This is a genomic window from Ensifer sp. D2-11 (assembly GCF_054161295.1).
The window spans coordinates 507,013-524,552 of sequence record NZ_CP096433.1; the positions used below are offsets into that span (position 1 = coordinate 507,013).

Annotated in this window: 16 protein-coding genes; 14 read left to right on the forward strand and 2 right to left on the reverse strand. The window is 62.2% G+C overall.

Features of this window, described 5'->3' with window-relative positions; all coding sequences use genetic code 11:
• The first annotated feature begins 5 nt into the window (after positions 1-5).
• The 13 genes from M1D34_RS02360 (at position 6) to M1D34_RS02420 (ending at position 13,216) form a co-directional block, all read left to right on the forward strand.
• Complete coding sequence (locus M1D34_RS02360) at positions 6-1,466, forward strand: M20 family metallopeptidase (RefSeq protein ID WP_498780484.1); 1,461 nt, start codon at positions 6-8, stop codon at positions 1,464-1,466.
• A gap of 211 nt (positions 1,467-1,677) precedes the next feature.
• A complete protein-coding gene (locus tag M1D34_RS02365; RefSeq protein WP_498780486.1) occupies positions 1,678-1,908 on the forward strand; it encodes a DUF6429 family protein in 231 nt (76 codons plus the stop codon).
• A gap of 123 nt (positions 1,909-2,031) precedes the next feature.
• Positions 2,032-3,024, forward strand: a complete 993-nt coding sequence (locus M1D34_RS02370) for a LacI family DNA-binding transcriptional regulator (RefSeq protein WP_153314604.1) — start codon at positions 2,032-2,034, stop codon at positions 3,022-3,024.
• A gap of 401 nt (positions 3,025-3,425) precedes the next feature.
• Complete coding sequence (locus M1D34_RS02375) at positions 3,426-4,460, forward strand: sugar ABC transporter substrate-binding protein (protein WP_027993414.1); 1,035 nt, start codon at positions 3,426-3,428, stop codon at positions 4,458-4,460.
• A 100-nt stretch (positions 4,461-4,560) separates the two neighbouring features.
• Positions 4,561-5,319, forward strand: coding sequence for an ATP-binding cassette domain-containing protein (locus tag M1D34_RS02380; protein ID WP_010970003.1), 759 nt, complete (start codon positions 4,561-4,563; stop codon positions 5,317-5,319).
• Positions 5,316-6,320 (forward strand): ABC transporter permease, encoded by a 1,005-nt coding sequence (locus tag M1D34_RS02385; RefSeq protein WP_027993415.1) that lies wholly within the window; start codon positions 5,316-5,318, stop codon positions 6,318-6,320. The genes M1D34_RS02380 and M1D34_RS02385 overlap by 4 nt, the downstream gene beginning before the upstream one ends.
• Before the next feature lie 20 nt (positions 6,321-6,340).
• Positions 6,341-7,204, forward strand: coding sequence for a sugar phosphate isomerase/epimerase (locus M1D34_RS02390; RefSeq protein WP_127595958.1), 864 nt, complete (start codon positions 6,341-6,343; stop codon positions 7,202-7,204).
• Between the two features lie 8 nt (positions 7,205-7,212).
• Entirely contained in the window at positions 7,213-8,226 is a 1,014-nt protein-coding gene (locus M1D34_RS02395; protein ID WP_498780490.1) for a sterol desaturase family protein, read from the forward strand.
• A gap of 81 nt (positions 8,227-8,307) precedes the next feature.
• The gene (locus tag M1D34_RS02400) at positions 8,308-9,549 is read left to right on the forward strand and encodes an NAD(P)/FAD-dependent oxidoreductase (RefSeq protein ID WP_498780492.1); all 1,242 of its coding nucleotides are present in this window, start codon (positions 8,308-8,310) and stop codon (positions 9,547-9,549) included.
• A 66-nt stretch (positions 9,550-9,615) separates the two neighbouring features.
• Complete coding sequence (locus tag M1D34_RS02405) at positions 9,616-9,945, forward strand: MocE family 2Fe-2S type ferredoxin (protein WP_004434108.1); 330 nt, start codon at positions 9,616-9,618, stop codon at positions 9,943-9,945.
• Positions 9,946-10,007: 62 nt separating this feature from the next.
• Positions 10,008-11,048, forward strand: coding sequence for an NAD(P)-dependent alcohol dehydrogenase (locus M1D34_RS02410; protein WP_498780494.1), 1,041 nt, complete (start codon positions 10,008-10,010; stop codon positions 11,046-11,048).
• Between the two features lie 81 nt (positions 11,049-11,129).
• On the forward strand, positions 11,130-11,855 hold the full coding sequence (locus M1D34_RS02415) for an SDR family oxidoreductase (protein ID WP_498780496.1): 726 nt from the start codon (positions 11,130-11,132) through the stop codon (positions 11,853-11,855).
• Between the two features lie 131 nt (positions 11,856-11,986).
• Positions 11,987-13,216, forward strand: a complete 1,230-nt coding sequence (locus M1D34_RS02420) for an NAD(P)/FAD-dependent oxidoreductase (protein ID WP_028009947.1) — start codon at positions 11,987-11,989, stop codon at positions 13,214-13,216.
• A 95-nt stretch (positions 13,217-13,311) separates the two neighbouring features.
• On the opposite strand, the gene M1D34_RS02425 is transcribed toward M1D34_RS02420, so the two are convergent.
• Positions 13,312-13,710, reverse strand: a complete 399-nt coding sequence (locus tag M1D34_RS02425) for a VOC family protein (protein WP_010969996.1) — start codon at positions 13,708-13,710, stop codon at positions 13,312-13,314.
• A 259-nt stretch (positions 13,711-13,969) separates the two neighbouring features.
• Here M1D34_RS02425 and M1D34_RS02430 point away from each other — a divergent pair, with 259 nt between their 5' ends.
• Positions 13,970-14,812: a DUF7986 domain-containing protein gene (locus M1D34_RS02430; protein ID WP_498780499.1), complete on the forward strand. Its 843-nt coding sequence runs from the start codon at positions 13,970-13,972 to the stop codon at positions 14,810-14,812.
• An 87-nt stretch (positions 14,813-14,899) separates the two neighbouring features.
• Here the strand turns inward: M1D34_RS02430 and M1D34_RS02435 are convergent, their stop codons facing one another.
• Entirely contained in the window at positions 14,900-17,461 is a 2,562-nt protein-coding gene (locus M1D34_RS02435) for a GcvT family protein (RefSeq protein ID WP_153314595.1), read from the reverse strand.
• Positions 17,462-17,540 lie beyond the last annotated feature (79 nt).

The window sequence follows — 17,540 nt, forward strand, 5'->3', positions numbered from 1 at the left end:
ATGTCATGAACCAAGAGGACGTGATGTCGATTGCCGCGGCGATCGAATCGATGAAACCGGAGTTTACCCGCTTGAGCGACAGCATCTGGGATTTCGCCGAGCTGAAATTCGAGGAGCAGCGCTCGTCCGGGTTGCTTGCCAAGGCTCTCGAAGACAATGATTTTTCCGTTCGGCGCGGCGTGGCAGGCATGGACACGGCCTTCATCGGCGAGTCCGGTAGCGGCAAGCCGGTGATTGCCTTTCTCGGAGAATTCGATGCACTCGCCAGCATGAGCCAGGCCGCCGGGATTGCCGAGGCGAAGCCGCTTTCCGAAGGCGCTAGTGGCCATGGCTGCGGCCATAACCTGCTCGGCGTCGGCTCGCTGATGGCGGCAATCGCACTCGCCCGGCATCTGAAGGCCAACAATCTGCCCGGGACGGTGCGCTACTACGGCTGCCCTGGCGAGGAGGGCGGCTCCGGGAAGACCTTCATGGTGCGTGCCGGCCTGTTCGACGACGTCGACACCGCGCTCACCTGGCATCCGGCACCGTTCAACGGAGTGCGCTCCACCAACAATCTTGCCGTTCTCGAATATTTCTACCGCTTCAAGGGCGTGGCCGCGCACGCCGCGAATGCTGCCCATCTCGGCCGTTCGGCACTCGACGCTGTCGAACTCATGAATGTCGGCGTCAACTTTCTGCGCGAGCACATGCCGCAGGATTGCCGGGTGCACTATGCAATCACCGATGCCGGGGGCAGGGCGGCGAATGTCGTGCAGGCGAACGCCGAAGTGCTCTACCTGATCCGCGCGCCGGAAATGCCGCAGGCGCTGGACCTCGCCACGCGCGTCGAGAAGGTGGCGCGTGGTGCAGCCATGATGACCGAGACGGAGGTGGAGATCGTCTTCGACACGGCCTCGACCAACCTCCTGCCCAACATCACGCTCGAGACCGCCATGCATGAGAACATGGTGGCGCTCGGCCCGATCGCCTTCGACGAGGCCGACATCGCATTCGCCAGATCCATTCAGGAGACGTTCTCGCAAGAGGCAATCAAAAGCAGCATCCGCCTCTACCAGATGAAGCGCGACGTCTTCTCCAACGCCAATGTCGATGGGTCGTCACCACTGCATCTCGGCCTGCGCGTATTCGAAGGCCATTCACACTTCCGTGCCGGCTCGACCGATGTCGGCGATGTCAGCTGGGTGACGCCGACGGCGCAGTGCTGGGCGCCGGCATGGGCGATCGGCACCAACCCGCATACCTGGCAGGTCGTGGCGCAGGGCAAAAGCCCGATCGCCCACAAGGCCATGGCGCATGCCGCCAAGACGCTCGCCACGACGGGTCTGTCGCTCATGACTTCCCCGGACCTGCTTGCCGCCGCCAGGGCGGAATGGCTGGAGAAGACGGACGGGAAATCCTATGTCTGCCCCATTCCGGCGGATGTCACTCCGGGATCGCATCCGCATGGTCGACCCGTCCGATGATGGCGTTTCGGCTTCGATCCTTCCGTCAGGCATCGACCGTCCCCGCCACCTCCATCTTCGGATTGCGAAATCCATCGCGATCCACGCTCCCAGCAGCTTTGCGTAGAACGGCACGGTATGGCTTTTCAGATTGGGGATGCGAACAGGGTTGTGCGGAGCATAGTAGTGCGGAGTATAAAAGAGGAAAGGAGCGCAACGAATGGATTCGCCGATGGAGATCGACAAGGATAGGATAGACGAAACGGTCCTGGCTTTGCTTTACCTCACCCTCGACGGTGACGGCCGCGCCTGGAAGGCATTCGACTGGAAAGCCCTGGATCGCCTCCACGAGAAGGGTTTCATCGGCGATCCGGTCAACAAGGCGAAGTCCGTTCGGCTTACCGACGAAGGAATCGCCCGGTCCGAAAAACTCTTCCGTGAGATGTTCTGCATCGGCAAATAAGCTTCCCCGGACGTTCTTCTCTTCTTCGAATCGCAAAAATACTCTAGCTCTTCTGCTTTGACGCAATTGCTGGCGGGAACCGCTAGGCGGTCTCCCGGAATTGCTGCAGAGGCGGCACGGGGTATGAAGCGGAAACTCATTGACGTCGCGAGGCGCGCCGGCGTCGGGCATGCGACGGTCGATCGGGTTCTGAACGAGCGCGGCGGGGTACGGCCGGAGACGGCGAAGCGGGTTCTGGACGCGGCACGGGATCTGGGGTTCGATCGCAAGCTTCCCACGCTCTACCGGCAAGGTCTGCGCTTCGAGGTGCTGCTGGGGCGACGGCAGATGCCGCTCTGCGCCAGATTGAGCGACGCCATCGTCCGCTTCGGCCGGCCGTTTGAGGATATCGTCGCGATTGAGCGGACTTTCGTCGACGAGACCCGGCCCGAACTGGTCGCGGAAGCCATTCTCAAAAGCCGCGGCAACGCGCTGGTCGTCTACGGCCAGGATCATGAACTGATCATCGATGCCATAGCCGAGGTCACATCGGCCGGAAAACCCGTCGTCACCATCGTGTCGGACGTCCCCTCGGCTCCGCGCCTAAGCTATGTCGGCATCGACCACTACAAGGCCGGGCGCTGTGCGGCCTTCTTCCTGGCGAAAATGGCGGGGGAGGGCAGCATCGTCCTGCTGTGCAGCAGCCTCTACTATCGGGCACAGGCGGAGCGGATCAGCGGTTGCCGGGACGGCATGGCGGATCATGCGGATCGGCAGTCGGTCTCGGCGCTCGTCGAACTCGACGAGAACGATCCGTTTGCGGACGAGGAGTTGTCCAAGGCGCTCGAGGCCGGCAAGGTGACGGGCATATACAATGCCGGCGTGAGCCATGCCGTCCTCGGACGCGCTCTCGCGGCCAACTGCCTCGGCCCGCCCCCTGTTCTCGTCGGCCACGACATCTCGCCGGATGCGGAGCGCATGCTGCAGGAGGGGGCCATGACGTTGGTGATAGATCAGAATCCCGACCTGCAGGTCCGCAAAGCCCTGCTTATCCTTGCGTCGCGCTTCGGACTGCCGGGCGTCGTCGCCGAGAGCCCGGTCGTGCCCTTCACCGTGCTCGTCAGGGATAGTCTCTGACGCGAGTGCTCCGTTCTCAGTGGACATGTTGCGACCCGGTCGAGCCGCGGGGTGCCTACCGTCGCGCGCATCATTTGCGTTGAGGGAATTCCCTCAAAATACCTCTAGGCCACACCATGCATGTTGCTATTCTGAAACAACCAGAGGCTGAGGTTTCGAGGAGCGGCTGCGGAGCGTGAGATGCAGGGAGTGCTGCACCTCTTCTCGCGGGCCCCCTCTGCTGCATGTCTTTCTTGATCGCCGATCAAAGGAGACATGCAGCAGATCAAAGTGCCACAGCAACTTTTGCGCGTCTGATGGGATGCGCGGCGCTGGAGGGAGGACGACGATCGGGAGGAAGCGATCGTCGGCTGGAAAGCGCGGCTTCGGAATCGGGCACACTGTCAGCCAGGGAGGAAACGATGACAGAAAAGAACGGGAATGGACGGAATGAAAGCAATGCGGGGCCCGGTGTCGGTCGCCGCCTGTTTCTGAAAACGGCGGGCATAGGCGGCGTGGCGGCAGCCAGCGGATTGGCCGCGCCGGCACTCGCAACGGGCGCAAAGCGGAAAGTCGTTTTCGTTGCGCATGAGGATATCCCATTCTTCGCCCCGGTTCGTGCCGGTTTCAAGGAGTTCGGCACCCTACGCGACTGGGATGCCCAATTCTTCGCCCGCGGCACGCCGGCAAACGTCGCCGAAACCGTGCGGCTGCAGGTCGATGCATTGAATTCCAAGCCCGATGCCGTCGGCTTTACCCGCATCAACGAGACCGCTTTCGACGAAAACATCATGCGCGCCAAGGACGCCGGCATTCCCGTCGTTCTCTACAACGTGGCGAGCGCCGGCTACGAGAAGCTGGACGTTCCCTTCGTCGGCCAGGATTTCATCCCCGCCGGCCGGGTGAACGGGCTTCAGGCCGCCAAATATGCCCATCAGCTTACCGGAAAGACCGAGGGCAGGATCCTGATCGATAATCCCTCGCCCGGCGTCAGCGCCCTGGAAGAGCGCGCCACGGGCACCGAGCAGGGTATCGACGAATACAACAAGCAAAACGGCACCAACTACACATATGAGACTTTCACCACGGCCAACAGCCAGACCGAGGCGTTGTCGCGCATCGACGCCAAGATGCGCGCAACTCCCGACGTGGTCGGCTTTGCCAGCACTGTCTCAGGCAACTGGTTCGCCGCGATCTGGGCCGAGGACAACGGAATGACCGGAAAATTCGCCAATGGCGGGTTTGATCTCATCCCGGGCGTCCTCGAGGCCATCGCCGCGGAGACGTCCCACTGGGCGATCGGGCAGAACCCCTTTGCCCAGGGCTGGGTCACGGCGTCGCTGCTCGATATGCAGCTCGAGGCCGGGTACAAGCCGTTCGACTACGACACGGGCGCCGAAGTCGTCGACAAATCGAACATCGAAGCGGTGGCCGAGCGCGAGGCGCGCTTCGGCTAAGCGAGCGGTCACGTGCGCCCCGCACGGGGCGGCACATGTCAAAGGGCGAGGGCGATACCGGCGACTTGTTTCGTCGGCATCGCTCGAGCGGGGAGGACACATGCTTCGAGTTCAAAACCTGACCAAACGCTTCGGCCATGTGACGGCCATAAGCAACGTTTCGGCCAATATCCGCAAGGGCCGGGTGACCGCTCTCCTGGGCGATAACGGTGCTGGCAAATCTACCTTGGTCAAGATGATCTGTGGAACCTATAAGCCGACGCAAGGCAGCGTCTGGGTCAATGGCAAACAGGTCCACATGGACAGTGCGCGCGATGCACTGGCCTTGGGGATCACTGCCGTCTATCAGGATCTGGCGCTGGTCGACCAGCGCAACGTGATACACAACATCTCGCTCGGCAATATTCCCACCAAATGGGGCGGGCTGGTCGTAGATCGCAAGAAGATGCGGGAGACCGCGGAAAACGCTCTCAGTTACATGAAGGCGAAGCTTCCTTCTCTCGATATCCCGGTCTCCTCGATGTCTGGCGGGCAGCGTCAGGCCGTGGCGATAGCGAGAGCCTGTGCCTCCGGCGGGCAACTCGTCATCATGGACGAACCGACGGCGGCGCTCGGGATTCGCGAGCAGCGCATGGTGCTCGATGTCGTCCACGACCTGCGGGCGCATGGCACGTCTGTTCTGATCATCAGTCATAATCTGGATCATGTTTTCGAGGTGGCCGACGATCTCCTCATCCTGCGCGGCGGCCGCGTCGTCGCGGAAGTCGAGCGCAATGCCGTCAGTCACGACGAAGTCGTTCGTCTGATTCTGGCGGGCCAACCCCGAGACGCTGACCTTGAAGAGGAGGTAGCCGCATGAGCGAGGCGAATGTGACTATGGCATCATCCACCCCGCAAGCCGCGCTCGGCAGGAAGCTCGTGGCCGCAGCGGCAAATTCCCGCGAATTGTCCGTCATCCTGGCTGCGCTCGCCATGTTCGTCGCGCTTTCACTTTCGACGGACACGTTCTTTACCGAACTAAATCTGCTGAACCTTCTGAGGCAGATATCCGTCATCGGCATTCTTGCCGTCGGCAGCACCTTCATCTTTATCTCCGGCGAGATCGATTTGTCGGTCGGCGCATTGCATGGGCTGCTGGCGATGATCTGCGCCGCCTTGGCGATCAAGATGGAGGGCAACATCTATGGTGCCGCGCTCGTCGTGGTGGCTCTGGGCGCGATATTGTCGGGCATCAACGGTGTCATCACGACGAAACTGCGCATTCCCTCCTTCATCACCACGCTCGGCATGCTCAGCATCTACAGCGGCGCGACACTGGTGCTCTCCAAGGGCATGCCGATCTCCGGCCTGCAAAACGACCTTTTCCGCTCCCTCGTCGCCGGCCGGCTCTTCGGGGTCGTTCCAGCGCAGGTGATCTGGATGGTGGCCGCGGGCATATTCGGCACCTACCTCCTGCTGTTTACCCGCTTCGGCTATAACGTCTTTGCCACAGGCGGCAACAAGAACGCGGCCAAGGCCGTCGGCATCAACACCGACCGGGTGAAGATTCTCGCCTTCGTGGTCAGCGGTATCATGGTCGGCGTCACCTCCTTCATTCTCGTCGGCTGGTTCCGTGGCGTGGACCCGCAGACCGGCAACGGCCTGGAACTCAGCGTCATCGCGGCGGTCATCATCGGCGGCACCGGCCTGTTCGGGGGGCAGGGAAGCGTCCTCGGCACGCTGGTGGGCGCGCTGATCATCGGCATGATATCGAACGGCACCGTCCTGCTGGGCGTGGATTCCTATTATGAGCCTGTGGCGCATGGAACGGTCATCCTGCTTGCCGTCATCATCGATATCTGGGTGCGCAGGCAGCGGTGAGGGCGGGCGGGGAGAAGGGAATGTCCAAGAGAATAATCTTTACACAGTCGATCTGGGCGATGGAGCGCCGCGATCCCGATGGTGCGGAACGAAGCGCCGAGGAAAACCTGGATATGATTGCTGCGGCCGGCTTCGACGGTATCAGCGGTCCGTGCGCGGAGGCGGCAGCCGCCGATGCGCTTGCGGGCGCGGCGGCCGCGAGGGGGCTCGCCGCCCAGGCGGAATGGCAGTGCTTTCCCAAGACGGTCGACGATTTGAAGCCGGTGCTCGATTTCGCGGCGAAATGGGGCGGTCATCACATCTGCCTGCAGCCCGACGTCCGGCCACGCCGCTTCGAAGATTGCGTGCCGCTGCTCGAGAGCTGGCTGAGGCTCTCGGAGCAATCGCCGATACCGGTCTGGATCGAGACGCACAGGGACCGGATGACGACCGATCTCTACTTCACGCTCGATCTCCTCGAGGCGTTCCCGACCATGGAACTCGTGGCCGACCTTTCCCACTATCTCGTCGGGCGTGAATTCGCATGGCCCGTCAGCGCGGAAAACCATGGCTACATCAACAGCATCCTCGACCGGTCCCGGGCGCTGCATGGACGGGTCGCCAGCCGCGAGCAGGTACAGATCGAGATCAGCTTTGCGCACCACAAGCCGCTGGTCGACCAGTTCCTGGACTGGTGGGAAAGGGCGATGCGCAACTATCTCCTTCGCCCGCAGGACGAGGCGCCGTTCGCATTCAATTGCGAGCTGGGCCCGCGGCCATATGCGATCACCGATCGCGACGGTCGCGACACGACGGACCGATGGGCTGAGGCGCTGCAACTGCGAGACCTCGTAAGGGAACGCTGGGCGCGGGTGCAGGGCAGTCTCGCGTCATCTGCGGCTTGAAGAACATAATGGAGGAAACGGATATGAGTGACGCTGTTCAACCCGAAAAGCCGAATACCGGCGGCTGGGCGCCGCCGAAACCCGTCGAGACGCCTCCGGTCTTCGTGTGGCCTCCCAAACCCATGGCGCTGTTCAAATGGCTGTTCGGCAAGGAGGGCTACCTGCTACCCCTCAACATTCCGATCATGCTGATCTCGACCTTCATCTGGTGGTATTTCATTCCCGACCTGGAGCGGATGAAGACATTCGAATTCGGGTGGATCGCGCAGGTTTATGCCGTCAATCTGGTGTCGCTCGTCGTCTGGACCACGATCTGGCATGCCCGTTTCTACGTGCAGCGGGCGCAGGACACTGAGTACAAGTACAACAGGCGCTGGCCGAAGGATACCGAGACGTTCATGTTCGGCAGCCAGTTGCTCGACAATATGTTCTGGACGCTGGTGAGCGGTGTCACCATCTGGACCGCCTATCTGGTGGTTACGCTGTGGGCGATGGCCAACGGCTGGCTACCCTACCTCGATATGGCGGAGCATCCCTTCTATTTCGCGCTGTTCATGTTCTTCATCGCCCTGTTCCGTGAGTTTCATTTCTACTCCGTCCACCGGCTGCTTCACTTCGGGCCGCTCTACAGGTGGGTGCACTCGATCCATCACAAGAACTCGAATCCGATCCCGTGGTCGGGCATGGCGATGCATCCGGTCGAACACCTGTTCTATATGTCCGGCGTACTCATCCACTGGATCATCCCATCCAATCCGCTCCTGGTGGTCTACCATCTGCAGCACCTGGCCTTTATGCCCGCCCCGGATCACAGCGGCTTTGCCAAGCTGGTCGTGAACGGCAAGGCGCAGATGGATGTCGCCACCTACATGCACTATCTCCACCACCGCTATTTCGAGGTGAATTACGGCGGGGATGGTTCCGTGCCGCTCGATCGCCTGTTCGGGACCTGGCACAACGGGTCGGCGGAAGCCCATGAGCGGATGAACAGGCGCTTCAAGGAAAAGAAACTCCAGCGCTGAAGTTCAAACCCACCCGTGTCCGGCCGGCCACGCCGGCCGGCGGGCTTCGGGGAGCATGGCATGAGACCTAGGAGAGGGCCGGTGCATCAGGAAAATATGGTTATCGTCGGATGCGGTCACGCTGGCGCGCGAGCGGCGCAGGCCTTGCGGACGAACGGTTGGCACGGCGGGATCACGTTGGTGGATGGCGAGGGCCGCACGCCATACGAACGCCCTCCGCTGTCGAAGGCGGTGCTGAAAGGAGAGAGCGAGGCAGAGGATGCCCCGCTCTTCCCCGCGGACTTTCTCGCGAAGAACGACATCCACGTTCTGAAAGGGGTCGCGGCCGCGGCGATCGATCGGCCGACGAGGCAACTGCGATTGTCGGATGGCGGCTCCATCGCCTATCACCGTCTCCTGCTGGCGACCGGAGCGGAGCCGCGCAACCTGATCGTGGCGGGTGCCGACCTGCCCGGTAGCCACACGCTGCGGAGCGCGGACGACGCCGCCCGGATCTTTCCTTACCTGCGGCCCGGGGCGGAGATCGTCATTGTCGGAGGCGGGCTAATCGGCCTGGAAGCGGCTGCGAGCGCCACCGTCCGAGGATGCAAGGTTACCGTGGTCGAAGCAGGGCCCAGGCCGATGATGCGGGCGGTGCCGGCAGAGCTGTCCCACGAAGTCCGCCTGTTCCATGAAAGCAAGGACGTGTGCTTCGTTCTTGGACGCCAGGTGAGCGAGTTGGAAGGCGATGGTCGGGTCCGTTGCGTTCGTCTCGACGACGGCACGGTCCTGCCATGCACAGCCGTGGTGATCTCGGTGGGCGTCTCCCCCCGGACGGCGCTTGCGGAGGCCGCGGGACTGGAAATCGACAACGGCATCGCTGTGGACCGTTTCCTGCGGACCTCTGACCCCTTCATCTATGCCGCGGGAGACGCCTGCGCTTTCGAGCAGGTCTCCGGCCCGCGCATGCGCCTGGAGTGCTGGAAGAATGCGGAGGATCAGGGAACGCTTGCCGGCCGGAACATGCTTGGCAGCGACGAAGCGTACGTGCCGTTGCCATGGATGTGGTCCGATCAGTTCGACCGGACGATGCAGATTGCCGGCCAGGCCGGAGGCAGCGCGGAAGACGTGCGGCGGCGTTGCCCGGACGGTACGCTGCTGATCTATCACCTCGACAAGGACCAGATGATCCTCGGCATCAGCGGCTTCGGCTCCATTCGCGAGGTTTCGCGGGGGGTCCGGATGGGTCAACTCCTCATGGAAAGGGGAATCCGGCCTGGAAGAAAGGCGCTGGCGGATCCGGAATTCGACCTGCGGTCACTCGCCAAGGCGGCCGTGGCCTGAAGAGCGCCGCTCCGAAGGAAAGGGGCAGAACGTTGTGGAAGTGCATAGTGAAAAGTGGAGTTGGGAATGTTGGACGATAGGAACTGGGTCAAGGCATGCGACGCGAAGAAGGTCGGCCGAGAGGATGTTGCACGGTGGGACCACAGCGGCCGCAGTTTTGCGATATTCCGGACCGCTGACGATCAATATTACGCAACCGATGACATCTGCACTCACGAATATGCTCATATTTCGGATGGTTTCGTAGAGGGGACGACCGTCGAATGCCCAAGGCACGCCGGCTGCTTCGATTTCCGCACCGGCGAGGCGCTTAATCCGCCGGTTTGCGTCAACCTGCGCACCTTTCCCGTGAAAGTCGTGGATGGCGCGGTATACATAGACATCGACGAGCGATGATGCTGGCAGGCTCGTTTGGCCTGCGGCGGTAACGGCGACCCACAGCACGAGGAGATCAGATAGTGGCAAAGGCGCTTGTACTTGAAAAGAAGGGGCAGTTGTCGCTGCGCGACATCCCGGTCCGGCGGGATCTGTCGCCGACCGACGTGCTGATCGGAATCCGCACCGTCGGCGTTTGCGGCTCCGATGTCCACTATTATACCCATGGAAAGATCGGGCCCTTTGTCGTCAACGAGCCGATGATATTGGGCCACGAGGCCGCGGGCGTCGTTCTGGAGGTCGGCTCGCAAGTCCGGCATCTGAAGAAGGGTGACCGTGTCTGCATGGAACCCGGCATTCCGGACCTCTCCTCCCGGTCGTCCAAGCTGGGCATCTACAATGTCGATCCGTCCGTACGGTTCTGGGCCACGCCGCCGGTCCATGGATGCCTGACGCCCGAGGTCGTTCATCCGGCGGCCTTCACCTATCGTCTGCCCGACCACGTGTCCTTCGCGGAAGGGGCGATGGTCGAGCCGTTCGCCATCGGCGTACAGGCCGCCCTTCGCGCGGGCATCAGGCCAGGCGATGTCGGCGCCGTCATGGGGGCCGGCCCGATCGGCATGATGACGGCACTGGCCGCGCTCGCGGGGGGATGCTCCAAGGTCTACGTGGCCGACCTCGCGCAGCCGAAGCTGGATGTCATCGGGGCCTATGAGGGTATCGAGACAATCAATGTCCGCCAGCAGGCGGCATCCGAGGCTCTCGCGGAGGCGACGGGCGGCTGGGGGGCGGATGTCGTCTTCGAGTGCTCCGGAGCCGCACCCGCAATCCTTGCTCTTCCGAGTCTTGCGCGCCCGGGCGGAACCGTCGTGCTCGTCGGCATGCCCGTCGAACCCGTCCCCTTCGATATCGTCGGTATGCAGGCCAAGGAACTGCGGATCGAGACCGTGTTCCGCTATGCCAATGTCTACGACCGCGCTATCGAACTGATCGCCTCCGGCAAGGTCGATTTGAAACCGCTGATCTCGGCGACCATTCCGTTCGACGAGAGTATCGCGGCCTTCGACCGCGCCGTCGAGGCGCGCCCCACGGACGTGAAGATACAGATCGAGATGCCGGCTTAAGGGCCGGTGGCTCGGCTCTCCGAACGCCGGCAACGTTGCCGGCCGGTACCAATCGCAAACCGACAAGCGTCTGGATTCAACATGGAATTCTCCGGAAAATCAGTCATCGTCACAGGCGGCGGCAAGGGCATCGGACGGGCGACGGTGGCGCTTCTGGCCGCGCGCGGTGCTCAGGTCGTGGCGCTCAGCCGCACGCAGTCCGATCTGGACGAACTCTCCAGTCAGACCGGCTGCCACGGCATCGTGGCCGACCTTGCCGATGCGGCGGCGGCGCGTGCCGCCATGGTGGAAGCGGGAACCTGTGACATCCTCGTCAATTGCGCGGGGACGAACGTGCTGGAAAGCCTCATCGACATGACGGATGACGGTTACGACATCGTCATGAACACAAACCTGCGTGCCGCACTCATCTGCGCGCAGGAATTCGCCCGAGCCCGCATGGCGGCCGGTGGCGGAGGAGCGATCGTGAACGTCACCAGCATCGCGGGCCACCGCGGGTTTCAGAATCACGTCTGCTACGCGGCGTCCAAGGCCGGTCTTGAAGGCGCGACGCGCGTGATGGCAAAGGAACTTGGCCCATACGGGATCCGCGTCGTGGCCATAGCGCCCACGATCACGATGACTGAGCTTGCGGCCGCGGCCTGGGCGGATCCGCAAAAGAGCGAGCCGATGATGGTCCGTCATCCCGCCGGGCGTTTCGCGACGGTCGACGATGTCGCAAGGAGCATCGCCATGCTCCTCTCCTCGGATGCCGAAATGGTATCGGGAGCCGTCCTGCCGGTCGACGGCGGGTTCCTTGCCGTGTGAGGGATCGAGCCGAGCGAGATTTCGCCGAGCAACTTCGACGTCTGACGCCTTTCCTCCGGGCTTTCCTGCCGGTTCCAGTTTATGCCCATACATGACATTGTGCGAATCTGGAGCAAACTCTGAAGACCGGGATGATGCCTGAAAGAATCGTGATCGTGGGGGGCGGGCAGGCCGGCGGCAGGGTCGCCCAGATACTGGCCGGTTCTCCCGCCAATCTCGATATTGCGCTGATCGGGCTTGAGCCGCATCCGCCGTACAACCGCCCCCCGCTTTCCAAGGGCGTGCTTTTGGGAAAGTCCGAACTGAAGGATTGCGTGATCTGGCCGCAGGGCGACGCGACGGCGGGCAGGGTGCGGTTCTATCCTGGTCGCAGGGCGGAATCGCTCGATATTCATGCGAGACATGTGATCACGGATGATGGGGCGAGGCTCGATTACGACAAGCTCGTCCTAGCAACCGGATCACGCGTGCGCCGCCTATCGGTTCCAGGTGCGGAATGCGACGGCGTCTTCACCTTGCGCACCTTCGATGATGCCGTCGCGATCGCACGGCGATTTCACAGGAGCAAGCGTCTTCTCGTCGTAGGCGGCGGCTTCGTCGGGCTCGAGATCGCCGCGGCAGCCCGTTCGCGCGGGCTCGAAACGGTCGTCGTCGAAGCGACCAACAGGTTGCTTTCGCGAATAGTCCCTCAGGAGATCGGCGCGGCCCTGGCGCGCTACCACGAGGCTGCCGGCGTCTCGTTCCGCGTGGGCTCGATGGTCGAGAAGCTTGTGGCCAACCGCTCCGGAAAACTGAAATCGGCAGTTTTGTCCAACGGCGAAACAGTTCCATGCGACCTGGCGGTGATCGGTGTCGGCGTCACGGCGAATACCGAGCTTGCCAAGGAGGCGGGATTGGACGTCCAAGTCGGCATCCGCACCGATTCGGCGCTGCGTGCCTCTGCCGACGGTGTCTACGCATGCGGAGATGCGGTCTCTTTCTGGCATCCGTTGTTCGAGCGCTATGTACGCGTCGAGGCCTGGCAGAATGCGGAGGACCACGCACGGGTCGTGGCGTCTCAGCTTCTCGGGCAGGACATGGTCTGCGACACCGTGCCCTTCTTCTGGTCGGACCAGTATGAGTGGTCGATGCAGATTGCCGGCATTCCCTATTTCGGCAGTCAACTCGTCACGAATACCGTGGAAGAGGCCAGGATCCTTTACCACCTCGATGCCCGCGGCCGCCTCGTCGCCGCGACCGGCCTGGGCCATGACAGGCTCATCGGCAGGAAGATCGCCGAGGCGCGCCGGCTGATCAAGCGGCGCGCCCGGCCGAATCCGCAGATGCTGAAGACAGGGCGGATTCAGTTGGAGGATGGTTAGGCATCAGTTGCCGCCGAACCGCACCCGCAACGATCTCTAGCCCGGGTCGAAATTCGCGAACCAGGAGGCGCTTCGGAGCCAGTCTCGTTGCGACGTCAGGATTTCTGCGCGTTGCCCGGAAGTAGACTTTGCGGCTCTCCGATTTCTACCGCATGCCTGTCTGGATCAAAGAAGCGGAACACTCGCTGCCCCCATGCTTGACGCTCTATGGGATGTATCATTTCCACGTGCGGTGCGATGTTTTCGAAGGCCGCCTCGATGTCCTCATGTTCGAAATACAACAGGAGATTTCGTCGCCCATAGGGTTCTTCCGCAACAATCGCTTTTCCCCAAATGGTTTCTTCAAGTGAACTACCCTCGTGGATCGCAAAGCCGGTCTCAAAAAGGACGAAGTTTCCGAAGTCCTCCAATACCTTCAGACCCAGTCTCTTTTGGTAAAAGTCCTTGGAGCGATCGATGTCTCGGACGAACGGGATCGGGTTGATAAAGCGCATTGGACTCCCTGTGTAAGTGCAAAGTCGTCCGGATCGGCTTCGCGCCGTGACGCGCGCAACGGAAGGTCTTCCGCACATCTTACTGGCTGTGTCGTAAACGACAACTGAACCGCATCCTTTGACGCGACGAGGGGCCGAAACTGTGAACTGGTGCATCTTTTCCAGTGATGGCGAATGACAATTCGAGTGCGGAGCGTTTAGCTTTCCGGAGGGAGAAAGTGAATGGGATTTCCCCTTTTCAGAACGGAAGGAGGCAGCGATGGCGAGCGGACACAAACTCGAGCGGCTGACGAAATGGGCATCACGTCCGGAATGGCACGAGGCGATGGAGAACTTGCTCGACAGCCATGTCTTCCTGGTCACCGGACGTTACGACCTCGACCTCGATGAGCTTGCGGATATTATCGGAGAGACGGCTGTCATGAACCTTTGGGCGTGCACGTTCGAAGACATGCTCTCGCGCGATTTCGACGGGCGCAATCTTGCCCAAGACTATCTCAAGCGCCGGGGCTGGAAGGAGAGTGCCAGCAACCGCGCCTATATCAAGGCATTGAGCGATGCGCGCATGAGCCTCTACGAAGTCAGCGGTATCAAGCGGGGTCAAGGCTTTTTCGCGCGCGATCTTATGCGCGGCGGCGAGCCGGTCTGGGTCAATGAGGGGTTGAGGACCCATGACCTCGCCGAGGGGGATCGGCTGGCTGCGCGCATCGTCGAGGTCAACGGACGCGCGGAGCTCGGCTTGGCTACCTTGTGGTTTTCGCTGGTGGCGAGCGAAGAGGTCATCGAGACTTTCGAGGAACTGAAGAACCTGAGCCGGAAGGAAATGGCCGGCATGATGACCGGCCTGGTCGAAGCCCTGGAGGCCGAGGGCGGCATGGCCGATGCGGTGGACGGGATCAGCCTCGAAGAGTTCAAACAGGCAATCGCCGGGAATGCCGGGGACGCGTCGGACGAGCCGATGGGAATCGAAGCCATTCTCGCATCCAGTCCCGAGCAGTTCACCAATATCTGGCTGGAGCATATGCTGAACAGGCTCATCGGCCCGCCGCCGGGTCTGGAGGACGATGCCGACGAGCCTGAAGAGATCGACGACCGAAAATAGGAAGGTGCGCGCGGCAGGCGTATGCGATCACGTCCCTGGTTTCACGCCGGACCGGCCTGAAACCAGGGACACTTTATCCGGCCCCGGTTACGTCCGCGGCTTCAGGTTTTCCGGATCGTAGAGCGGCTTGTAGCCGACGCCGGCGACCTCGACCGGGTAGGTCTCGGCGAAATACTCGACATTGAGCTTGCGGCCGACCTGGCAATGGGACCAGGGCAGATAGGCGAGCGCTATGTTCTTCCCGATCGTCGGACCGTAGGCGATGGAAGTGGTGTAGGAGCGGCGGCCGAGTTCGTCCACCAGCACCTCGCCGGTCTCCGGGTCCATGACCGGCAGGTTGCCGACCGGGTAGCGCTTCACGCCGTTCCTGTCGGTGTTCTCCGTCATGACGAGCGTGCAGAGCATGGCGGGCTGGTGCTCGCGCGCCTTGTATTCCAGATGCTTCGCCTTGCCGCGGAAGTCCGCTTCCTTGACCTTGGGACGGGCAAGGTCGGCCTCGATAAGGTTGTAGTGGGTGAGAAGATCCGCGTTCTGCAGGCGGAGGCTCTTTTCCATGCGGCGCGAGTTCGCATAGGTCTCGACGCCGAAGGCCATGACGCCGGTGGCGCGCAGCGCATCCCAGACGGCCAGGCCGTCCTCGTATTTCATGTGCAGTTCCCAGCCCTGCTCGCCGACATAGGAGATGCGGAAGGCGGAGACCGGCCTGCCGGCGATCTCGATCTGCTTGATCGAGGCGAAGGGGAAGTTCTCAGGATCGAGGCCCGCCGGTTCCGCCACCACCTTCTTCAGCGTCTCGCGGGCATTCGGGCCCCAGATGCCGATGGTGACGAACTTCTCCGAAACGTCCGTGATGGTGACGTCTAGGCCCCGGTCTTCCGCGACACGGCGCATATAGTGGAAGTCGCGCGGGCCGGCATCGGCGCCGTTCACGAGGCGGCAGCGGTCGGCCATGCGGAAGACGGTGAAGTCGGCCCGCACCATGCCCTCGTCATCGAGGAAGTGGGTGTAGATGCCCTTGCCGATATTGCCGTCTCCACCGATCTTGGCGGCGCAAAGCCATTCGAGAAGCTCCACATGATCCGGACCTTCGATATCCACCATGTGGAAGTGCGAGAGGTTGACGATGCCGCAATCCTCGCTCATCGCCAGATGTTCGGCGTTGGAAACGCGCCAGAAGTGGCGGCTGTCCCACTCGTTCTCGCGTACCGGAATGCGGTTGCCGTATTTCTCGAGCAGGTGCTCGTTGGCGGCATAGCCGTGCGCACGCTCCCAGCCGCCGAGTTCCATGAAGTAGCCGCCGAGCTCCTTCTCGCGCTCGTAGAAGGGCGAGTGCTTGACGTTGCGGCCGCTGGCATAGGGCTCGCGCGGATGCACGGCCGGGAAATAGATCTTCTGCGCCGCCTCGAAGCAGCGGCCTTCGATGAACTTCTCTTCGATCTGGTGCGGATAGAAGCGGGCGTAGTCGATCGAGGCGTGGTCGGTATGGGTGCGCCCGTCCGTCATCCAGTCGGCGATCAGCTTGCCGTAGGCCGGGCCGTCCTTCACCCAGATGGCGACGCAGTACCAGAGGCCGCGCACCTTCTGGCTCTCGCCGCAGGAGGGGCCGCCGGCAGCCGATACCTGCAACAGGCCATTGAAGGAGTGGCCCTCGTTATAGCCGAGCTCGCCGAGGATCGGCGTCAGTTCCATGGCGCGCTCGAGCGGCTCGATGATCTGCTCCATATCGAGGTCGCGCTGCGAGGGCGACAGGCGTGCCTCGTGCTTTTCGAGAATGTCGCGCGGATGGCAGAGGCGCGGATTGTCGGTCTCGTAATAGCCCCATTCGATCTGGCCGCCCTCGGTTGTCTTCGGGTCGCCGGTGTCGCGCATATAGGCCGAGTTGCCCTGATCGCGCAGCAATGGGAAGCCGATTTCCTTGCCGGTACCTTCGAATTCGTTGTACGGGCCGAAGAAGGTGAGCGGATGATCGACCGGCATGACGGGCAGGTCCTCGCCGACCATTTCAGCGATCAGGCGACCCCAGATGCCGGCGCAGACGACGACATGGTCGGCCATGATCGTGCCGCGATGCGTGACGACGCCCTTGATGCGGCCGTTCTCGACAAGCAGCGCAGTTGCCGGAGTATTGCCGAAGATCTGCAGCTTGCCGGACTTTTCCGCCGCATCGACCAGCTTGCCGGCAACCGTCTGCGAGCGCGGGATGACGAGGCCGGCATCCGGATCGAACATGCCGCCCATCACCTGATCTTCCTCGATCAGCGGGAACAGCTTCTTGATTTCGGCCGGCGAGACATAGTGTGCGCGGGTGCCGAAGGCCTTGGCGGAGGAAAGCTTGCGCTTGATTTCCTCCATCCAGACGTGGTCGCCGGTGCGTGCGACTTCCAGGCCGCCGATGCGGGCGTAGTGACCCATCTTCTCGAAGAAGTCGATCGAATATTGCGTCGTCCAGACCGAGAGATAGTCGTGGCTGGTGGTGTAGCAGAAGTCGGAGGCATGTGCCGTAGAGCCGATATCCGTCGGGATGCCCGACTTGTCGATGCCGACGATATCGTCCCAGCCACGCTCGATGAGGTGGTGGGCGATCGATGCGCCGACGATGCCACCCAGTCCTACGATTACGACCTTCGCCTTTTCCGGAAACTCTGCCATTGATGCGACCCTGGTTAATTTTGAAGCCGGATATTAGAGCCTGCCGCGCCGCGAGTTGAGCCTGTCTACGACATAATCA

Bases quoted from the DNA above. Each gene is read 5' to 3' on its own strand.
- M1D34_RS02415 (WP_498780496.1), top strand. From the start codon at position 11,130: ATGGAATTCTCCGGAAAATCAGTCATCGTCACAGGCGGCGGCAAGGGC.
- M1D34_RS02360 (WP_498780484.1), top strand. From the start codon at position 6: ATGAACCAAGAGGACGTGATGTCGATTGCCGCGGCGATCGAATCGATG.
- M1D34_RS02430 (WP_498780499.1), top strand. From the start codon at position 13,970: ATGGCGAGCGGACACAAACTCGAGCGGCTGACGAAATGGGCATCACGT.
- M1D34_RS02385 (WP_027993415.1), top strand. From the start codon at position 5,316: ATGAGCGAGGCGAATGTGACTATGGCATCATCCACCCCGCAAGCCGCG.
- M1D34_RS02435 (WP_153314595.1), bottom strand. From the start codon at position 17,461: ATGGCAGAGTTTCCGGAAAAGGCGAAGGTCGTAATCGTAGGACTGGGT.
- M1D34_RS02405 (WP_004434108.1), top strand. From the start codon at position 9,616: ATGTTGGACGATAGGAACTGGGTCAAGGCATGCGACGCGAAGAAGGTC.
- M1D34_RS02395 (WP_498780490.1), top strand. From the start codon at position 7,213: ATGGAGGAAACGGATATGAGTGACGCTGTTCAACCCGAAAAGCCGAAT.
- M1D34_RS02375 (WP_027993414.1), top strand. From the start codon at position 3,426: ATGACAGAAAAGAACGGGAATGGACGGAATGAAAGCAATGCGGGGCCC.
- M1D34_RS02390 (WP_127595958.1), top strand. From the start codon at position 6,341: ATGTCCAAGAGAATAATCTTTACACAGTCGATCTGGGCGATGGAGCGC.
- M1D34_RS02370 (WP_153314604.1), top strand. From the start codon at position 2,032: ATGAAGCGGAAACTCATTGACGTCGCGAGGCGCGCCGGCGTCGGGCAT.
- M1D34_RS02365 (WP_498780486.1), top strand. From the start codon at position 1,678: ATGGAGATCGACAAGGATAGGATAGACGAAACGGTCCTGGCTTTGCTT.
- M1D34_RS02425 (WP_010969996.1), bottom strand. From the start codon at position 13,710: ATGCGCTTTATCAACCCGATCCCGTTCGTCCGAGACATCGATCGCTCC.
- M1D34_RS02420 (WP_028009947.1), top strand. From the start codon at position 11,987: ATGATGCCTGAAAGAATCGTGATCGTGGGGGGCGGGCAGGCCGGCGGC.
- M1D34_RS02380 (WP_010970003.1), top strand. From the start codon at position 4,561: ATGCTTCGAGTTCAAAACCTGACCAAACGCTTCGGCCATGTGACGGCC.